This is a genomic window from Streptomyces spongiicola (assembly GCF_003122365.1).
In the GTDB taxonomy this organism is placed as follows: Bacteria; Actinomycetota; Actinomycetes; order Streptomycetales; family Streptomycetaceae; genus Streptomyces; species Streptomyces spongiicola.
The window spans coordinates 3,545,666-3,561,492 of the sequence record NZ_CP029254.1; the positions used below are offsets into that span (position 1 = coordinate 3,545,666).

The following is a 15,827-nucleotide window of genomic DNA, read 5'->3' on the forward strand; positions in this document are numbered from 1 at the left end:
CGGCGGTCGGCGCAGCTGTCCCGTACGGTCGTACGGCGGTCAGCGCCCTCTCAGCCCGGTGCTCCGAGCTCCCGCGTGTGCAAAGGTGACACCACGCTAGCGCCCTGCCGGGCGTGCTGAACAGTGGGCCCCTGTCCGTTGTTGCGATGATCTGTGTGTGACTTCCTCCCAGCAGACGCCGGACCCTGACGCCCGCGAGGGCGGTCCGCCGCACTCCCGCAGCCGTACCCACGACCATGCTCATGCCCACACTCACGCCCATGGGCCCGCCGCCCCCGTCTCACGGCATCTGAGGCGGGTCATCGCCGCGGTCCTGATCCCGTTCGCGACCGCGGTGGTGGTCGGCCTTGTCGCCCTCTGGCCGGGCGGTGCACCGGATCACGAGCGCACGGGCGTCGGATTCGACCGGCAGACCGAACAGGCCCGGGTGGTGCGGGTGCAGGAGGTCGACTGCTCCGAGGTGAACGCCGGGCAGGTGCCTCCGACGGGTGACACCTCGACCCCCGAGGGGCGCGAGGCGGTCAACTCCCAGCAGGGAAAGTGCAAGAAGGCGACCGTGGAGGTCACGTCCGGAAAGGACAGGGGCCGTACGTTCGTCGAGATCGTCCAGCCGGACGCCTCCCGCCAGCTGGCGGAGGGCCAGGGCGTGGTGGTGGCGTACGCACCCGACGCGCCACGCGACCTCCAGTACTCGGTGAGCGATGTCGACCGGGACTTCCCGATGATGCTGCTCGCCGGGATCTTCGCACTCGTGGTCGTGCTGGTCGGGCGGTTGCGCGGAGTGATGGCGCTGATCGCCCTGTGCCTGAGTTTCGCCGTGCTGACCCTGTTCATCCTCCCCGCCATCCTGCAGGGCTCGAATCCGCTGATCGTGGCCGTGGTCGGGGCCAGCGCGATCATGCTGATGGCGCTGTACCTGTGCCACGGTCTGAACGCCCGTACGTCGGTGGCGGTCCTCGGGACGCTGATCTCGCTGCTGCTGATCGGGCTGCTCGGCTCGGTGTTCATCGGCTGGGCCGCCCTGACCGGCAACACCGACGACAACACCGGTCTGATCCACGGTCTGTACCCGAGCATCGACATGTCCGGTCTGCTGCTGGCGGGAGTCATCATCGGTTCGCTCGGCGTGCTCGACGACGTCACGGTGACGCAGACGTCGGCGGTCTGGGAACTGCACCAGGCGGACCCGGCGATGGGGCCGCGCGACCTCTACAAGGCGGGCATCCGGATCGGCCGCGACCACATCGCCTCGGTGGTCAACACACTCGTACTGGCCTATGCCGGGGCGGCGTTGCCGCTGCTGCTGCTGTTCTCGATCGCGCAGTCCGGGGTGGGCATGGTGGCGACCAGCGAGCTGGTCGCGGAGGAGATCGTCCGGACGCTCATCGGGTCGATCGGCCTGGTGGCTTCGGTTCCGGTGACGACGGCGCTGGCCGCTCTGGTCGTCTCGGCCGACCGGCCCGGCGGGACGGTGACCGGTGTGGCCGCCGGAGCGATGCGCAGCAGGGGGCGCCGCCGGCGTGCGAAGTAGGCTCGCGCACGACCGCGGCGGACGGTCAGCGCGCGGCGGACGGTCAGCCCGCGGCCTCCTCGGCGAGGATGCGGCCCAGTGCGGCTTCCAGGCTGTCCTCGAAGTCGCCGAGAGTACGCTCCTGCCCCAGCGGAACCAGCTTGTCGGTACGGTCGAGGAAGGCCACCAGGGGAGCGGCTCCGGCCCGGAACAGCGCCCGGTCGGCACCGACCTGGAGCCGGATATGGACGTCGGACAGTCCCTCGGGATCGGTCGGGGCGATGTGCACATCGCCGTCGCCGCTGGGGCCGTTGATCCCGTCCAGCAGCAACTCCCGGCCGAACGCCCAGGTCACGGGGGCGTCACCGGGCAGGTGGAACGTCATCCGCACCGCATAGGGGTCTCTCGTCTCATACGTGAGTTCCACCGGGATCCGGAAGGAGAGGTCCTCGGAGACCAGGAAGCTCATCAAAACCTCTGCCTGAACCGACTCGCGCATCGTGTTAACCCCGCAGTGGATGAAGCACCTCATGAGAACGGCCGGGAATACACCCCGAGCCCACCCGCCATCGTGCTGTAAGTGACCAGTAGATCACAAGGAGTAGTTTTTCAGATACTGATAGAGAAGGCGACCGAACCGAGCATGGCGCCCACTCCACTGCGTAGTTGTTCGACCGCCGGGACCAGACGGCCTTCCTGGTGCAGCGGAAGGGAGATCGCCATTGCGCCGGCGGTGGATCCCACGGTGACGGGAATGGCCGCACAGACCGTTCCCAGGGCATATTCCTGCCGCTCGATGACCGGCTGCATCTGCCCCATCGCCCCGAGCCGTTCCAGCAGGCCTCCCCGATCGGGCACCGTGTGGGGCGTGATCCGGTCCACCGGATGCCGGGCGAGATGGTCCTTGCGCGCCCGTTCGTCGAGCTGACCCAGCAGGCACTGACCCAGAGCATGCGCATGACCGGTCTCCCGGAAGTCGGCCCATTCGTCCACCGCAGGCGCGTACGGGGTGTCGGCCACGGCGACAAGTTCGATCTCCAACTCCCGGTAGAGGGCGAAATGGACCGGTACGCCGATGGAGTCCCGCCAGTGCGCCAGAGACTCCTCGATCTTGGTGCGACGATTCTGCATCGCGCCTCCCATCGCCAGCCGCACCGCTGCCTCGCCGAAGACGAACACGCCGTTCTCGCGGCGCAGATAGCCCTCGTACGCGAGGGTCCGCAGCAGGTGGTAGGCGGTGGGCAGGGGCAGGCCCGCCTCACGGGCGAGTTGCTTGGCCGGGGCTCCGTCGGTGTGGGAGGCCACGGCCTCCATGAGCCTCAGCGCCCTTCGCACCGAGCCGATCAGGGTCGGGGAGCCGGGCGAGGTGGTGGTGGGCGCAGATCGGGCAGCCAGTGCCGTGGCCGATGAGTCACCCCCGGGCATGGTGACGGGCGGACCGCCCGCGTACGGGGGCCGCCCCCGTACGCCCGCCGTGTTCCCGAGGACCCGGACTGCCCCTGAGACCGAATCCGGAGAACCGTCCGGGAATTCGCACGAACCGTCGTGCACGGTGACCGTCGACCGGGGATTCCCCGGGAACGGCGGAGAACTGCCACTCTCATGGCAGCCCTGACGGGCCGCGGGGACCATCTGCGCCGTTCCCCCGGGCGGGCTAACGGGCGTACGTGTCTGCCGTTCACCTTCCCGCGGCGCCGGCCGCTACGTGTGCGGGGCGCCGGGCCCGTACGGCTACCAGTCGCCCTTCGACGACGAACTCATGAACTTCCGCACGACGTAGAGCAACCCGCCCACGATCGCCACGAAGAGCAGGACCTTGAAGAGGAGCCAGACCACGAAGCCGATGACACTGGCGATCATCCCTCCGAAGACGACAAGGGCGATCAGGGGGATGGCGATCCACTTCACCCACCACGGCATCCCCGTCAACATCTCGCGCACCGCCATCGTCCTACCTCGCTTCTGTGAGTCGTCCCACCCTCGATGCTAGAGGCGAGACCGCCGTCCGCGGGGCGCCCGCGTCCCCCGAAAGCCCCTGAGCCGTCCCCTAGGGAAACCGGAGCCGGCCGGTCAGCCCTCCGGCGGGGAGAACACGACGAGCACCCGCAGATCCTCGCTGATGTGGTGGAACCTGTGGGCCACTCCCGCGGGGACGTAGACGACGCTGCCCCGCCCCACCTGGGTCGTCTCCGTGCCGACGGTGATCGAGGCCCGGCCGCTGACCACGAGGTAGACCTCGTCCTGCCGGTGCGGCACCTGCGGGTCCAGCTCCCCCGCGTCCAGCGCATACAGCCCGACCGACATGTTCCGCTCACGCAGGAACTGCAGATACGCGCCCTCGTTGGCGGCGCGCTCCGCCTCGAGCTCGTCCAGCCGGAATGCCTTCATCGTCCGTCCGCCCCTGCCATAGGTCCGATCGCGTCTGCCACGATCAGACACATGATGAATTTCCTCGTCAAGACGATCGCGAACGCCGCGGCACTCGCCGTGGCGATCTGGCTGGTCCAGGACATCACGCTCACCGGCGACAGCACCGCGAAGAAGACCGTCACCCTGATCATCGTGGCACTGCTCTTCGGCCTGGTGAACTTCCTCGTGAAACCCATAGTCCAACTGCTGACGCTCCCCCTCTTCATCCTCACACTCGGCCTGATCACGCTGGTGGTCAATGCGCTGATGCTGCTGCTGACCTCGTGGCTGGCCGGCGTCCTCGACCTGGACTTCCATGTGGAGGGCTTCTGGACGGCCGTGCTCGGCGGGTTGATCATCTCCGTCGTGTCCTGGGCGCTGAACGTGGTGCTCCCGGACAGCAGGGACTGAACGCGCGATGCCCTTGTCCGTCTGTTTCGTCAGCACCGGCGGCATCTGCCGGTCGCCGACGGCGGGGTCCGTGTTCCGGGCCCGTGTGGAGGGTGCGGGACGCGACGGTGCCGTCGCCGTGGACAGCGCCGGCACCGGAGGCCGGCACGAGGGCGACGGGGACGATCCCCGCGCGACCGGCTTCGAGGAGTGCACGGTCATGGTGGAGGCAGCGAGCGGGGGACCGCTCGCCGCGGTGCGCGAGGCGCTGGAGGAGAGAGCGGTATGAGCACGGGTGAGGGAACCAGGGCCGTCCGGGCAGGTCTTCCGAAGGCACGGAAGTACGAGCCGGCCCTGCCCGGACCGACCTTCGCCGCCCACTACCACCTGCCCGGTGAGCCGACGGGCCCGTACACCTACGGGCGCGACTCCAACCCCACCTGGACCCTGCTGGAGCAGGCCATCGGTGAGCTGGAGGCACCGGGGGAGACCGGGGCCGAGACCGTCGTCCTCGCCTCGGGCATGGCCGCCGTCTCGGCCGTCCTGCTGTCCCAGGTGGGCGCGGGCGACGTGGTGGTGCTCCCGGACGACGGCTACCAGGCCCTGCCGCTGGTGCGGGAGCGGCTCGAGGAGTACGGGGTCGAGGTGCGGACCGCGCCCACCGGGGGCGACGCCCAGCTCTCCGCGCTGGACGGTGCGAAGCTGCTGTGGATCGAGACGCCCTCCAACCCGGGTCTCGACGTGTGCGACGTACGGCGGCTCGCGGACGCCGCGCACGCCGGCGGCGCCCTGGTCGCCGTGGACAACACGCTCGCCACCCCGCTCGGCCAGCGCCCGCTGGCACTCGGAGCGGACTTCGCGGTCGCCAGCGCCACCAAGGGCCTGACGGGCCACGGCGACCTGCTGCTCGGGTACGTGGTGTGCCGGGACGCCGAACTCGCCGCACGGGTCCGGCGGTGGCGCAAGATCGTGGGCGCCGTCCCGGGCCCGATGGAGGCCTGGCTGGCCCATCGGTCGCTGGCCACCCTCCAGCTGCGGTCCGACCGCCAGTGCGCGAACGCACTCGCCCTGGCACGGGCGCTGGCCGGCCGGGCGGAGGTCACCGGACTGCGCTACCCCGGGCTGCCCGAGGACCCCGCGCACCCGGTCGCCTCGAAGCAGATGCGCCGGTTCGGCTCGGTGGTCTCCTTCGAACTGCCCGGTCGCGACCACGCCGAGCGCTTCCTCGCGCAGACGCGGCTCGTCGACGACGCCACCAGCTTCGGCGGCGTACGCTCCAGCGCCGAGCGCAGGGGCCGCTGGGGCGGCGACGCCGTGGCGGAGGGATTCATCCGCTTCTCGGCGGGCGTGGAGGACACGGACGACCTCGTCGCGGACGTGCTCCGGGCGCTGGACGCCGCGGCGGGGCGAGACGCGTGACCGGGCGGCGGGCGCGGTTCCGGCCCCGACCGCGGACCCGGAGTGTCCCGCGGGCGTGAAGGACGGTCCGAGCCTCCCCCCTCGTGGTTCGGACCGTCCCTCTTCCGCAGGCGGTCGCCCCGTCCGGCGGCACATGGCACCACGCACACTCCGCGCGCGGCGCCGTATGCGGTGCCCCGGAGCGGAAACCGCTCGAACAAGGCTAGTTGACTGTGCGTCAGTGTCCAATCACGGAAGGGACAGGAACCTATCGACTTATTTATAGTTGGACGATGGATCTGGCCCTGCTGCGCACATTCGTCACGGTGCACCGGGCCGGCTCGTTCACCCGCGCTGCCGCGCTCCTCGGCCTCTCCCAACCCGCGGTGACCAGCCAGATCAGGACCCTGGAACGGCAGCTGGGACGGCCCCTGTTCCTGCGTCAGGCCCGCGGAGTCACCCCCACGACCATCGGTGACGAACTGGCCCACCGAGCCGCTCCCCACCTGGACGCGCTGGTGGAGATCGTCGAGGAGGGGCTGGACGAGGAGTCCGGCGTGCGCACCCTCCATCTCGCCGGACCGCCGGAGTTCACCTCGGCCAGGGTGGTACCCGCGCTGGCCGCCCTGGTCCCGCAGGGGCTGGCGCTGCGGACGTCGTTCACGGGCAACGCCGAGGAGGTCCTCGAAGGCCTGGCGGCCGGGCACCACGACCTCGCGGTGACCACCGCCAGGCCCCGCGGCGGGCTGCTCGCCTCGACCCCGCTCTGGGACGAGGAGCACGTTCTGGTCGCCTCGCCCGGCCGGGCGGTCCGGCTGGGCGACGGAGCACTGCTCCGCAAGGGCGCCGCCGCGCTGGAGCAACTGCCGGTGGTCGAGGTCCACGAGTCCCTGCCGTTCGTGTCCCGCTACTGGTCCTCGGTGTTCGACAGCCATCCGCCCGCCGTGGCCGCCGTCATCACACCCGATCTGCGGGCCGCGCTGGAGGCGGCGGCGGCCGGCGCCGGGCTCGCCGTGCTGCCCCGCTACCTGTGCCGTGACGCACTGGGGAGCGGCCGGTTGGTGGCACTGCTGGAACCTCCCGTTCCACCGCTGCGCACATACTTCCTGGTCGTCCGGACCGGCACTCTCGCACTGACGCACCTCGCGCGTGCGCACGAGGAACTGCTACGGGCCGCCACCTCGTGGTGACGGCAGAGAACGGGCCGGGCCCTGACACAGGCGGCCGGGCAGGCACGCGTTTCAGAACGGGTGCCGTGGGCCACTCTCTGACCATGACCGAACGGCCAGTGGTCAAGCGCACCGCACGCGCCATCCTGCTCGACGGCGACGACCTCGTCCTGATCAAGCGCACCAAGCCCGGCATGGATCCCTACTGGGTCACCCCCGGCGGCGGCGTCGAGCCCGGCGACGCGACCGTCGTCGAGGCCCTCCACCGTGAAGTGGACGAGGAACTCGGCGCCAAGATCGTCGATGTGGTGCCCTGCTTCGTCGACACCGTCGAGCACATCGTGGACGGCGGTGTCTCGGGGGTGAAGGTGCAGCACTTCTTCGTCTGCCGTCTGGCGGTCATGGACGAGTCCCGCCGGCACGGTCCGGAGGTGGAGGAGCCCTGCGGCGAGTACGAGATCGTCCGGGTGCCCTTCAGCCGCGTCGGCATCGCCGCGGTGCATCTCGTCCCGCTCTCCCTGCGGCACTACCTGGACGGCAACATCGAGGGGGTCCGGGCCATGCACGCGCCCGACCTGGGCTGAGCGGGCACCCGACGTCCGGACCGGGCCACCTCGCCTGGCCCCGGCCCGGTTCCCCGGCCGGGCGGGGTGTCCGGGTCGCGGCCTAGTATTCGGCAGCCGCCACGAGTTCCTCGAGGGAGTCGTGACGGATGCGCTCGCAGGGGATGCCGACGCCCCTGAGCATGTCCACTCCGCTGCGGATCATCCCTACCGGACCGGAGACGAAGGCGTCGTACTCGTTCCAGGGGCCGTACTCGAGCACCGCGTCGGGCAGTTGTGTCCTGCCGTCCACGACGGGCCGGACCTGAAGCCAGGGGTGGCTCTGCTGGAGCCGCAGCATCGTGTCGATGTCGTAGAGGTCGTGATCACTGCGCGCCCCGTAGAACACCTCCACCGGACGGCGCTCGCCGTGCTCGGCGACGTCCTCGACCAGTGCCTTGATCGGCGCGATGCCGGTACCGCCGCCCAGACAGAGCATGCCGCTGTCGGTGGTGTGGTCCACGACCATCGACCCTGCCGGGGGACCGAGCCGGAGCACATCGCCGGGTCGGGCGTGGTGGACCAGGGCGTTGGAGACCCAGCCCGCCGGGACCGCCTTCACATGGAACGACAGCAGTCCGTCGGAGCGGGGCGCCCCGGCGAAGGAGTAGTGCCGCCAGACCCTCGGCCACCACGGGGTCTCCAGACTCGTGTACTGACCGGCCAGGAACGGGTACGGCTGGTCGGGGCGCACGGTGACGATCGCGATGTCCGGCGTCCTGAGATCGTGGGCCACCACCTCGGCGTGCCACCAGGCGGGCGCGTGCCGCTCGTCCTCGGCCGCCGAGTCGATCATGATCTGGGAGATGGTCGTGTACGCGCGGACCCAGGCGGCCTCGGTCTCCTCGTCCCAGGTCGTCGCCGCGTACCGGGTCAGCGCTCCGATGAGTGCCTCACCGACGGCCGGGTAGTGCGCGGGCCGGGTGCCGTACTTGCGGTGGCCGCGGCCGAGGTGCTCCAGGTAGTCGACCAGCACGGGCGTGTTGTCCAGGTGCTCGGCGGCCGTGAGCAGCGCCTTGAGGAGCCGGTCGCGCTGGGTGTCCATGGCGGCCGGGAAGAGGGCCCGCAGATCGGGGTGGCCCACGAACAGCAGAGCGTAGAAGTAGGAGGTGACCTGGTCGGCGACCGGGGCGATCTCCTCCATGGTCCGGCGGATGAGGGTCGCGTCGGGGGACGCGTTCCGGTCGAGGACTCCGGGGAACGGGCCTGCGGTGTGCCGGTCGGCACCGGTGGCGGGGGCGGGTTGGACTCGGGGTGGGGCCCCGGTGGGCGGGACGCTCTGGTGCGTGTGGCGGGTCGCGGCGCCCCGGTCGGGCAGATCCCCGCCGTGCTCCGGGGCGCCGTCCTGCCGGGGAGCGCTGCGGGGGCTGCGGGGGGATGTGCCGGCCCCGTAGGGGCAGGCCGCGAGGGCCGCGCCGCCTTCGCGCTGAGCCGGCCGCGCGGGCGCCTCCCGCGTCGACCCGGCGGGTGGTACCTGGGCATCGAGGGGGGAACCGGCCCGCGGGACGGTGACCTCCTGCGGTGGGGCCCCGGCCGCCCGCTCGGCGCCCGTGCCGACGGGGCGAATGGATGCGACCGGCCGGCTGGGGGTGGCTATTCGCCCGTCGGCCGCCGGCCGGGCCCCCTCGCCGGCGGTGCTCTGGACGCCGGAAGCCGCAGGGCCTTCGGCGGGCCCCCTCCGGGGGCTGAACCAGTCTCCCCCGCCCTTCGCGCCGTTCTCGCCGGAGGTCCCGTTGTCGGCCGACGTGGTGGTCGGAGCGTCCATTGTGTGCCTCGCCTCGAACATCTCTCGGTCGGTGTGCGCACTTCCGCTGGTCTGGAGCGTGCCTCGTTCTCCCCGGCCTGTTTTCCAAGACCCGTGCCCGCCCACAGTGGCCTTCGCGATTGCGTGGTCCGGGCGAGTGGGACCGGATGGTGACGTCGGCCGCAGCGCTCGTCGTGGCAGCATGCCAACTCCTGCCCGACGGCGGACAAAGAGCGGAAAGTCGGGGTATCCGCACCCGCTTTCCCGTTAGGCTGCGTTGCACCCATGTCCGTTCACACGGCGAGGAGTTCGGTCTCGGCGGTAGTCTCCCCGCACCCGAAACCGGCAGTGGGGTCACACCGGTTCGCAGGTCTCCGGCAGCTCGTCCACCCGTCCGGTGCGGTGTGGCCGGGCCCGGACGGTCGGCGGTCCGCCTTCACCGCCTCCGCAACCGTCACCACGGCGAGGACCTGCGGGTCGGGCACCGGATCTGCGGCTGCGTAAGTCCGGTTCGGCCGTCGTGCCGAACTCTGCACAGAGCAGCCACTTCACAGCCCCCACCCCCGGCGTGGCACGGGAGTGCAGGGTGGATCACCCGGATCCATGAACGGAGACACCCGGGGCATGTACGCCGAGAAGCAGCGCGCCGGGTTCACCGGCCTCCGGCGAGGGCGGTCGTGGTCGACGGGCACCCCGGCCACGTCACCGCCGATGAGCGCACCTCCCCTGTGCGGTCTGAAGACCGCCCCGGCAGGTGATGTTTCACGTGAAACACCCCCTGCCGGGGCGCGGCTCCCGACGGAAGACACCCTGCCGTCCGCATACCGGGTTCCCCGGGGCGCCCCGCCTCTCCCGCAGGCTGCCAAGCCGCCGTCGGGGAGGCCCGGTGGCCGGCCGCCACCCGGACCTCGCCTGCCGCCGAGACCCGTGCCCGCACGGCCTGGCCACTTCCGCGAAAGCGCTGGACGAAAGATCACCCCGTCAGAGAGCCTGACCTCATGCCAACTCCGCTCACCGAACTCCCCGTCCGGCGTCTGACCACTGCGGATCTGCATGTCTGCGCGAATCTGTCGGAGGACCGGGGCTGGCCGCGTGAGGAGCACAAGTGGGGTCTACTACTGGCGGCGGGCAAGGGGTACGGCATCGACGCACCAGACGCCGAGGGCCTCGCCGCAGGGTGCGTGGTCACCTCGTACGGCCCGGAACTGTCCGCCGTCGGCATGGTGCTCGTGGCCGAGCGGTACGCCCGGCTGGGCGTCGGACGTCGTCTGATGCGGCATGTACTGGCAGAGGCCGGTGACACACCTCTGACACTGCACAGCACGCCGAACGGGCAGTCACTCTACGAAGAGCTGGGCTTCGCCCATGCCGGCCGCGCCGAGATGGTCCGTGGCCGCTTCCGCCTCTCCGGCCCGGCGCCCGGCGCCGCGACCCGCCCGGCCACAGCTGAGGACCTCCCGGCGATCCTCCGCCTGGACGCCGAGGTGTTCGGCGTGGACCGGACTCATATGCTCGCCCGGCTCCCCGCCTTCGCCGACCAGCTGAGGGTCGCCGAGGCCGGCGACGTCCTCACGGGCTACGCGGCCGCCTGGCCGAACATGGGGACCCGGGTCGTCGGCCCGTTGATCGCACGGGACACGGACACGGCCAAGTCCCTGGTCGCCTCACTCGCCGAGGGGGCGGAGCATCCTCTGCGCGCCGACATCGATGTGCGGCACCGGGAACTGCTCGCATGGCTGAAGGCGAGCGGCCTCGAGCCGATCGCCTTCAACGCGGTGATGCTTCGCGGCACGCCCGCTCTCCCGGGGGACTGGACCCGGCGCTTCGCCCCACTGACCGTCGCGGCGGGCTGAGACCGCGAGGCCGGTCCGGTAGCGGCGGTCCACCGGCAGACCGCCGCCGACTCCATCGGAGGCGGCTCAGCGCGAAGGCGCCCGCGGCGCGGCGAGGCCGGAACGCGGTCCTTCCCGGGCATGCCTCGCCGGTGACGTCACTGACGGACCGCGACGACCGGGGCAGGCCCCGAGGTGGCAGAACCCGCGACCACCCGGCTGTCCCGGCGGACGACACTGCGGCGCTCAAGCGCACGGGAGAGCACCGCCAGCACCAGCGCGGAACCCGCGAGCAGCGCACCCACCCAGTTCGGGGCGGTGAAGCCGAGGCCGGCCGCGATGACGATTCCGCCGAGCCAGGCGGCGAGGGCGTTGCCGAGGTTGAAGGCGCCGATGTTCACGGCCGAGGCCAGTGTGGGCGCGCCCGACGCCTCGTCGAGTACCCGCTTCTGGAGCGGTGGCACGGTGGCGGACCCCAGCCCGCCGACGAGCACGATCGTGACGGCTGCCGCGAGCTTGTTGTGGGCGGTGAAGGTGAACAGCGCCAGCATCAGGGAGAGGGCTCCGAGCGAGACGTGGAGAAGGGGCATCAGCGCCCGGTCGGCGTACTTCCCGCCGATCAGGTTCCCGCCGACCATGCCCAGACCGAAGAGCACCAGCAGCCAGGTCACGGAAGCGTCGGCGAAGCCGGCGACCTCGGTCATCATCGGCGTGATGTAGGTGATGGAGGCGAACACGCCGCCGAAGCCGAGCACGGTCATCGCCATGGCCAGCAGCACCTGGACATTGCCGAAGGCGGCGACCTCGTGGCGCAGCCTCACACCCTCGGGCCGGGGCTGCTCCGGGACCAGCACGGCGATGCCGGCGAGCCCCAGCACACCGAGCCCCGCGACGGCCAGGAACGTGGCCCTCCAGCCGATGCTCTGCCCGATGAAGGTGCCCAGCGGAACCCCGACGACATTGGCGACGGTCAGACCGGTGAACATCATCGCGATCGCACCGGCCTTCCTGCCCGGGGCCACCAGGTCTGCCGCGATGACCGAGCCGATGCCGAAGAAGGCCCCCTGGGCGAGCGAGGCCACCACACGGCCCGCCAGCATGACACCGAAGACGGGGGCGAGGGCGGAGAGCACATTGCCCACGATGAAGAAGCCCATCAGCACCATCAGCATCCGCTTGCGGGGCACCTTGGTACCGATGACGGTCATCACCGGTGCACCCAGGACCACCCCGAGGGCGTACCCGGTCACAAGGAAGCCGGCGGTGGGGATCGACACCCGGAAGTCGTTCGCGACCTCGGGCAGCAAGCCCATGATCACGAACTCGGTCGTTCCGATACCGAATGCCCCGATGGCGAGGGCGAGGAGGGCGAGCGGCATGGGGTTCTGCCTTCTGAAAGATTGCACTTGCGCCTAACAGGCGTAGACAATAATTGCAGAAACAATTAATTGCAAGCGCGGACTATTGCGTTGGTCGTCTATCCTGGGAGTCCGGCCGCTCCGCAGGCCGAGGGCACCGACCGCACAGACGCTCCTGGACGGAGGACGGACCGATGACAGCGACGGACCCGGCACTCACCGCGCTCGCCCAGAGCTGGTGCGCGCTCTCACTGCTGCACGGCAGGATCGAGGGCCATGTCGAGCGGACCCTCCAGAAGCATCACGATCTGAGCGTCCGGGAGTACTCGCTGCTGAACGTGCTCAGCCGTCAGCACAGCGGGCCGGGCGGCCACCTCCAGATGAAGCAGGTCGCCGACGCCGTCGTGCTCAGCCAGAGCGCCGCCACCCGCCTCGTCACCCGGCTCGAGGACCGGGGGCTGCTCAGCCGCCATCTGTGCGACACCGACCGCCGCGGGATCTACACCGATGTCACCGAGGCCGGCCTGGCGCTGCTTGCCTCGGCCCGTCCGACGAACGACCGTGCGCTGCGCGAGGCGCTCGACGACGCGGCCCGGAACCCCGACCTGGCTCCGCTGGTCCGGGCGGTCGAACAGCTGAAGGCCCCCGCGTCCCGGGTTCCCGCTCCAGCCGGCGTCTCCGCGTGAGAACTCGACCACCGCTGCACCGTTCGGGACGCATAGGCTGCCGATCATGAGCGATCTGCTGATACGGCCCGCCACCCGCTCCGACGTCCCCGCGATCATGGCGATGCTCGCCGACGATCCGCTGGGCGCGCAGCGCGAATCACTCGACGACCCGACTCCCTATCTGGCCGCGTTCACACGGATCGCAGATGACCCGCACCAGCACCTCATGGTCGCCGAGCGGGACGGCCGGACCGTCGGCACCCTGCAACTCACCATCGTTCCCGGACTGTCCCGCCGCGGCGCCACCCGCTCGATCATCGAGGCGGTGCGGATCCGTGCAGACGAGCGTGGCAGCGGGCTCGGCACCCGGCTCGTCGAATGGGCCGTCGGGGAATCACGCCGACACGGCTGCCTGCTCGTCCAGCTGGCATCCGACGCCTCCCGCACCGACGCCCATCACTTCTACGAGAAACTGGGCTTCGAGGCGTCACACGTGGGCTTCAAGCGCGTTCTCTGACGCCCACGCAGGCCGCGCCCCCCGCCTGCCCTCGTACACACCACCGGCAGCACCCGCCACCGGGGTCACCGGGGCAGAGCGCGGCATCCTCGTTCGTCCACACCAGCGGGTACCTCGCCGGCCGGACCTCACGGCTCACGGGTGAAGACGAGGAAGCCCGGGTCGAGATGGGCCAACCGCCCCTCCGGACTGTGCACCGCGTGCAGGGTCTCACCCGCGACGTAGCAGTCCAGCCCGCTCCATGCACCACCGGGGCAAGCCTGGAACCGTGTACCCCGGCCCGTGGCCCGACAGCGAGTGCAGCAGCTCGGACGCCCGGTCCGTGACGAGCTTCAGCGATACGGACGAGATCCGGCCGCCACGACGGCCGGAAGCGACCCTGACGTCGCGTTGGCGAGCACCACCGCGGCCACACCCTCCTCGGACTGGCCAACGGCAACGCGGTGCAGCAGGGCCCGTTCAGTGTGCTGAGCGGCAGCGCTTCACGAGGTGGGGTCATGGACCAGCTCCATCCGGCTTCCGGGCCGGGGTCGACGGCACCCCGCCGCCGAACGGAGGCTCAGGTCTGTGCCATGTCCACAAACCGCGAGTAGTGGCCCTGGAACGCGACCGTGATGGTGGCCGTCGGTCCGTTTCGGTGCTTGGCCACGATCAGATCCGCCTCGCCCGCGCGCGGCGACTCCTTCTCGTAGGCGTCCTCGCGGTGCAGCAGGATCACCATGTCGGCGTCCTGCTCGATGGAGCCGGACTCCCGCAGGTCCGAGACCATCGGCTTCTTGTCCGTGCGCTGCTCGGGACCACGGTTGAGCTGCGAGAGTGCGATCACCGGGACCTCCAGCTCCTTGGCGAGCAGCTTGAGGTTGCGGGACATGTCCGAGACCTCCTGCTGACGGCTCTCGGCCCGCTTGGAGCCACCGGACTGCATCAGCTGCAGATAGTCGATGACGACGAGCTTCAGGTCGTTGCGCTGCTTGAGCCTCCGGCACTTCGCACGGATCTCCATCATCGACAGGTTCGGGGAGTCGTCGATGTAGAGGGGCGCCTGGGAGACATCGGGCATCCGGCGGGCGAGGCGGGTCCAGTCCTCGTCGGTCATCGTGCCGGAGCGCATGTGGTGGAGGGCGACGCGTGCCTCCGCGGACAGCAGACGCATCGCGATCTCGTTGCGCCCCATCTCGAGGGAGAAGATCACGCTGGGCAGATTGTTCTTGATCGATGCCGCTCTCGCGAAGTCGAGTGCCAGCGTCGACTTGCCCATGGCGGGGCGAGCGGCGATGACGATCATCTGGCCGGGGTGCAGACCGTTGGTGAGCGAGTCGAAGTCGGTGAAGCCGGTCGGGACTCCGGTCATCTCGCCGCTGCGGGAGCCGATCGCCTCGATCTCGTCAAGCGCCCCCTCCATGATCTCGCCGAGCGGGAGATAGTCCTCGCTGGTGCGCTGCTCGGTGACCGCGTAGATCTCGGCCTGCGCCGAGTTCACGATCTCGTCGACGTCGCCGTCGGCCGCATATCCCATCTGCGTGATACGCGTGCCCGCCTCGACCAGGCGCCGCAGCACGGCGCGCTCGTGCACGATCTCCGCGTAGTACGAGGCGTTCGCGGCCGTCGGGACCGACTGGACGAGCGTGTGCAGATAGGAGGCGCCGCCGACACGGGTGATCTCTCCCCGTTTGGTCAGCTCGGCGGCGACGGTGATGGGGTCGGCGGGTTCGCCCTTGGCGTAGAGGTCGAGGATCGCCTGATAGACGGTCTCGTGCGCGGGCCGATAGAAGTCATGGCCCTTGATGATCTCGACGACGTCGGCGATGGCGTCCTTGGAGAGCAGCATGCCGCCGAGGACGGACTGCTCGGCGTCGAGGTCCTGTGGGGGAACTCGCTCGAATCCCGGGGAGCCGTCGTCCCAGGCGACGCTCTCCCTTCCGCGCTCGTGCTGCTCCTCGCGGCCGCGCCCCCGGCCCTCTCCTCGGCGGGGGCGGGAGACGGGCAGACGGTCACCCGGACCGATGTCGGTCCAGGGTTCGTCCAGGGGCTCGGGGACAGTCACCGGCCGCCTCCTCCCGTCCGCTCCGCGGACCTCTGCGTGGCACTCTTTTTAGGACACGGCACTGACAACACGAGCGGCCCGATTCCGCTTCACGGCACATCGGGCGCCGGTCCACCGTAGGGCTGTGGGCACCGTCAGCCAATCTGGTTATCCACAGGCCATGTGGACGACCGAGCCGATGCTGTG

General features: G+C 70.5%; 16 protein-coding genes and 1 pseudogene. 9 read left to right on the forward strand and 8 right to left on the reverse strand.

The features are described 5' to 3' along the window. Positions 1-157: 157 nt before the first annotated feature. Positions 158-1,531 (forward strand): YibE/F family protein, encoded by a 1,374-nt coding sequence (locus DDQ41_RS15570; RefSeq protein ID WP_109295031.1) that lies wholly within the window; start codon positions 158-160, stop codon positions 1,529-1,531. 43 nt (positions 1,532-1,574) lie between these two features. On the opposite strand, the gene DDQ41_RS15575 is transcribed toward DDQ41_RS15570, so the two are convergent. The 4 genes from DDQ41_RS15575 to DDQ41_RS15590 form a co-directional block, all read right to left on the reverse strand. Continuing rightward, positions 1,575-2,009 carry an SsgA family sporulation/cell division regulator gene (locus DDQ41_RS15575; protein ID WP_109295032.1) on the reverse strand — a complete coding sequence of 145 codons (435 nt, stop codon included), beginning with the start codon at positions 2,007-2,009 and terminating at the stop codon, positions 1,575-1,577. A 110-nt stretch (positions 2,010-2,119) separates the two neighbouring features. Further along, the gene (locus tag DDQ41_RS15580; protein ID WP_109295033.1) at positions 2,120-2,845 is read right to left on the reverse strand and encodes an IclR family transcriptional regulator; all 726 of its coding nucleotides are present in this window, start codon (positions 2,843-2,845) and stop codon (positions 2,120-2,122) included. 396 nt (positions 2,846-3,241) lie between these two features. Next, positions 3,242-3,457: a DUF5326 family protein gene (locus DDQ41_RS15585; protein WP_109295034.1), complete on the reverse strand. Its 216-nt coding sequence runs from the start codon at positions 3,455-3,457 to the stop codon at positions 3,242-3,244. A gap of 123 nt (positions 3,458-3,580) precedes the next feature. Continuing rightward, positions 3,581-3,898: a cupin domain-containing protein gene (locus DDQ41_RS15590; protein ID WP_109295035.1), complete on the reverse strand. Its 318-nt coding sequence runs from the start codon at positions 3,896-3,898 to the stop codon at positions 3,581-3,583. A gap of 51 nt (positions 3,899-3,949) precedes the next feature. Here DDQ41_RS15590 and DDQ41_RS15595 point away from each other — a divergent pair, with 51 nt between their 5' ends. The 5 genes from DDQ41_RS15595 to DDQ41_RS15615 all read left to right on the forward strand — a co-directional run bounded on the left by DDQ41_RS15595 (position 3,950) and on the right by DDQ41_RS15615 (position 7,460). Then, positions 3,950-4,330, forward strand: a complete 381-nt coding sequence (locus DDQ41_RS15595; protein WP_109295036.1) for a phage holin family protein — start codon at positions 3,950-3,952, stop codon at positions 4,328-4,330. Positions 4,331-4,337: 7 nt separating this feature from the next. Further along, complete coding sequence (locus tag DDQ41_RS15600) at positions 4,338-4,598, forward strand: arsenate reductase/protein-tyrosine-phosphatase family protein (protein ID WP_109295037.1); 261 nt, start codon at positions 4,338-4,340, stop codon at positions 4,596-4,598. Next, positions 4,595-5,728, forward strand: coding sequence for a cystathionine gamma-lyase (locus DDQ41_RS15605; RefSeq protein ID WP_109295038.1), 1,134 nt, complete (start codon positions 4,595-4,597; stop codon positions 5,726-5,728). The genes DDQ41_RS15600 and DDQ41_RS15605 overlap by 4 nt, the downstream gene beginning before the upstream one ends. A 272-nt stretch (positions 5,729-6,000) precedes the next feature. Then, positions 6,001-6,897 carry a LysR family transcriptional regulator gene (locus tag DDQ41_RS15610; protein WP_109295039.1) on the forward strand — a complete coding sequence of 299 codons (897 nt, stop codon included), beginning with the start codon at positions 6,001-6,003 and terminating at the stop codon, positions 6,895-6,897. Positions 6,898-6,980: 83 nt separating this feature from the next. After that, a complete protein-coding gene (locus DDQ41_RS15615) occupies positions 6,981-7,460 on the forward strand; it encodes an NUDIX domain-containing protein (RefSeq protein ID WP_109297755.1) in 480 nt (159 codons plus the stop codon). A gap of 82 nt (positions 7,461-7,542) precedes the next feature. Here the strand turns inward: DDQ41_RS15615 and DDQ41_RS15620 are convergent, their stop codons facing one another. Next, positions 7,543-9,243, reverse strand: coding sequence for a globin domain-containing protein (locus tag DDQ41_RS15620; RefSeq protein ID WP_109297756.1), 1,701 nt, complete (start codon positions 9,241-9,243; stop codon positions 7,543-7,545). A gap of 977 nt (positions 9,244-10,220) precedes the next feature. Here DDQ41_RS15620 and DDQ41_RS15625 point away from each other — a divergent pair. Continuing rightward, on the forward strand, positions 10,221-11,075 hold the full coding sequence (locus tag DDQ41_RS15625; protein ID WP_109295040.1) for a GNAT family N-acetyltransferase: 855 nt from the start codon (positions 10,221-10,223) through the stop codon (positions 11,073-11,075). 137 nt (positions 11,076-11,212) lie between these two features. On the opposite strand, the gene DDQ41_RS15630 is transcribed toward DDQ41_RS15625, so the two are convergent. Continuing rightward, complete coding sequence (locus tag DDQ41_RS15630) at positions 11,213-12,433, reverse strand: MFS transporter (protein ID WP_109295041.1); 1,221 nt, start codon at positions 12,431-12,433, stop codon at positions 11,213-11,215. A 173-nt stretch (positions 12,434-12,606) separates the two neighbouring features. Here DDQ41_RS15630 and DDQ41_RS15635 point away from each other — a divergent pair, with 173 nt between their 5' ends. Both DDQ41_RS15635 and DDQ41_RS15640 read left to right on the forward strand, forming a co-directional pair. Beyond that, complete coding sequence (locus DDQ41_RS15635; RefSeq protein ID WP_109295042.1) at positions 12,607-13,098, forward strand: MarR family winged helix-turn-helix transcriptional regulator; 492 nt, start codon at positions 12,607-12,609, stop codon at positions 13,096-13,098. Positions 13,099-13,144: 46 nt separating this feature from the next. Next, entirely contained in the window at positions 13,145-13,597 is a 453-nt protein-coding gene (locus DDQ41_RS15640) for a GNAT family N-acetyltransferase (protein ID WP_109295043.1), read from the forward strand. Positions 13,598-13,725: 128 nt separating this feature from the next. On the opposite strand, the pseudogene DDQ41_RS33230 reads toward DDQ41_RS15640, so the two are convergent. Together DDQ41_RS33230 and dnaB are read right to left on the reverse strand one after the other, a co-directional pair. After that, positions 13,726-13,881 (reverse strand): annotated as a pseudogene (locus DDQ41_RS33230) (DUF7586 domain-containing protein); the annotation flags it as partial. Positions 13,882-14,156: 275 nt separating this feature from the next. Continuing rightward, entirely contained in the window at positions 14,157-15,641 is a 1,485-nt protein-coding gene (dnaB, locus tag DDQ41_RS15650) for a replicative DNA helicase (RefSeq protein WP_109295044.1), read from the reverse strand. Positions 15,642-15,827 lie beyond the last annotated feature (186 nt).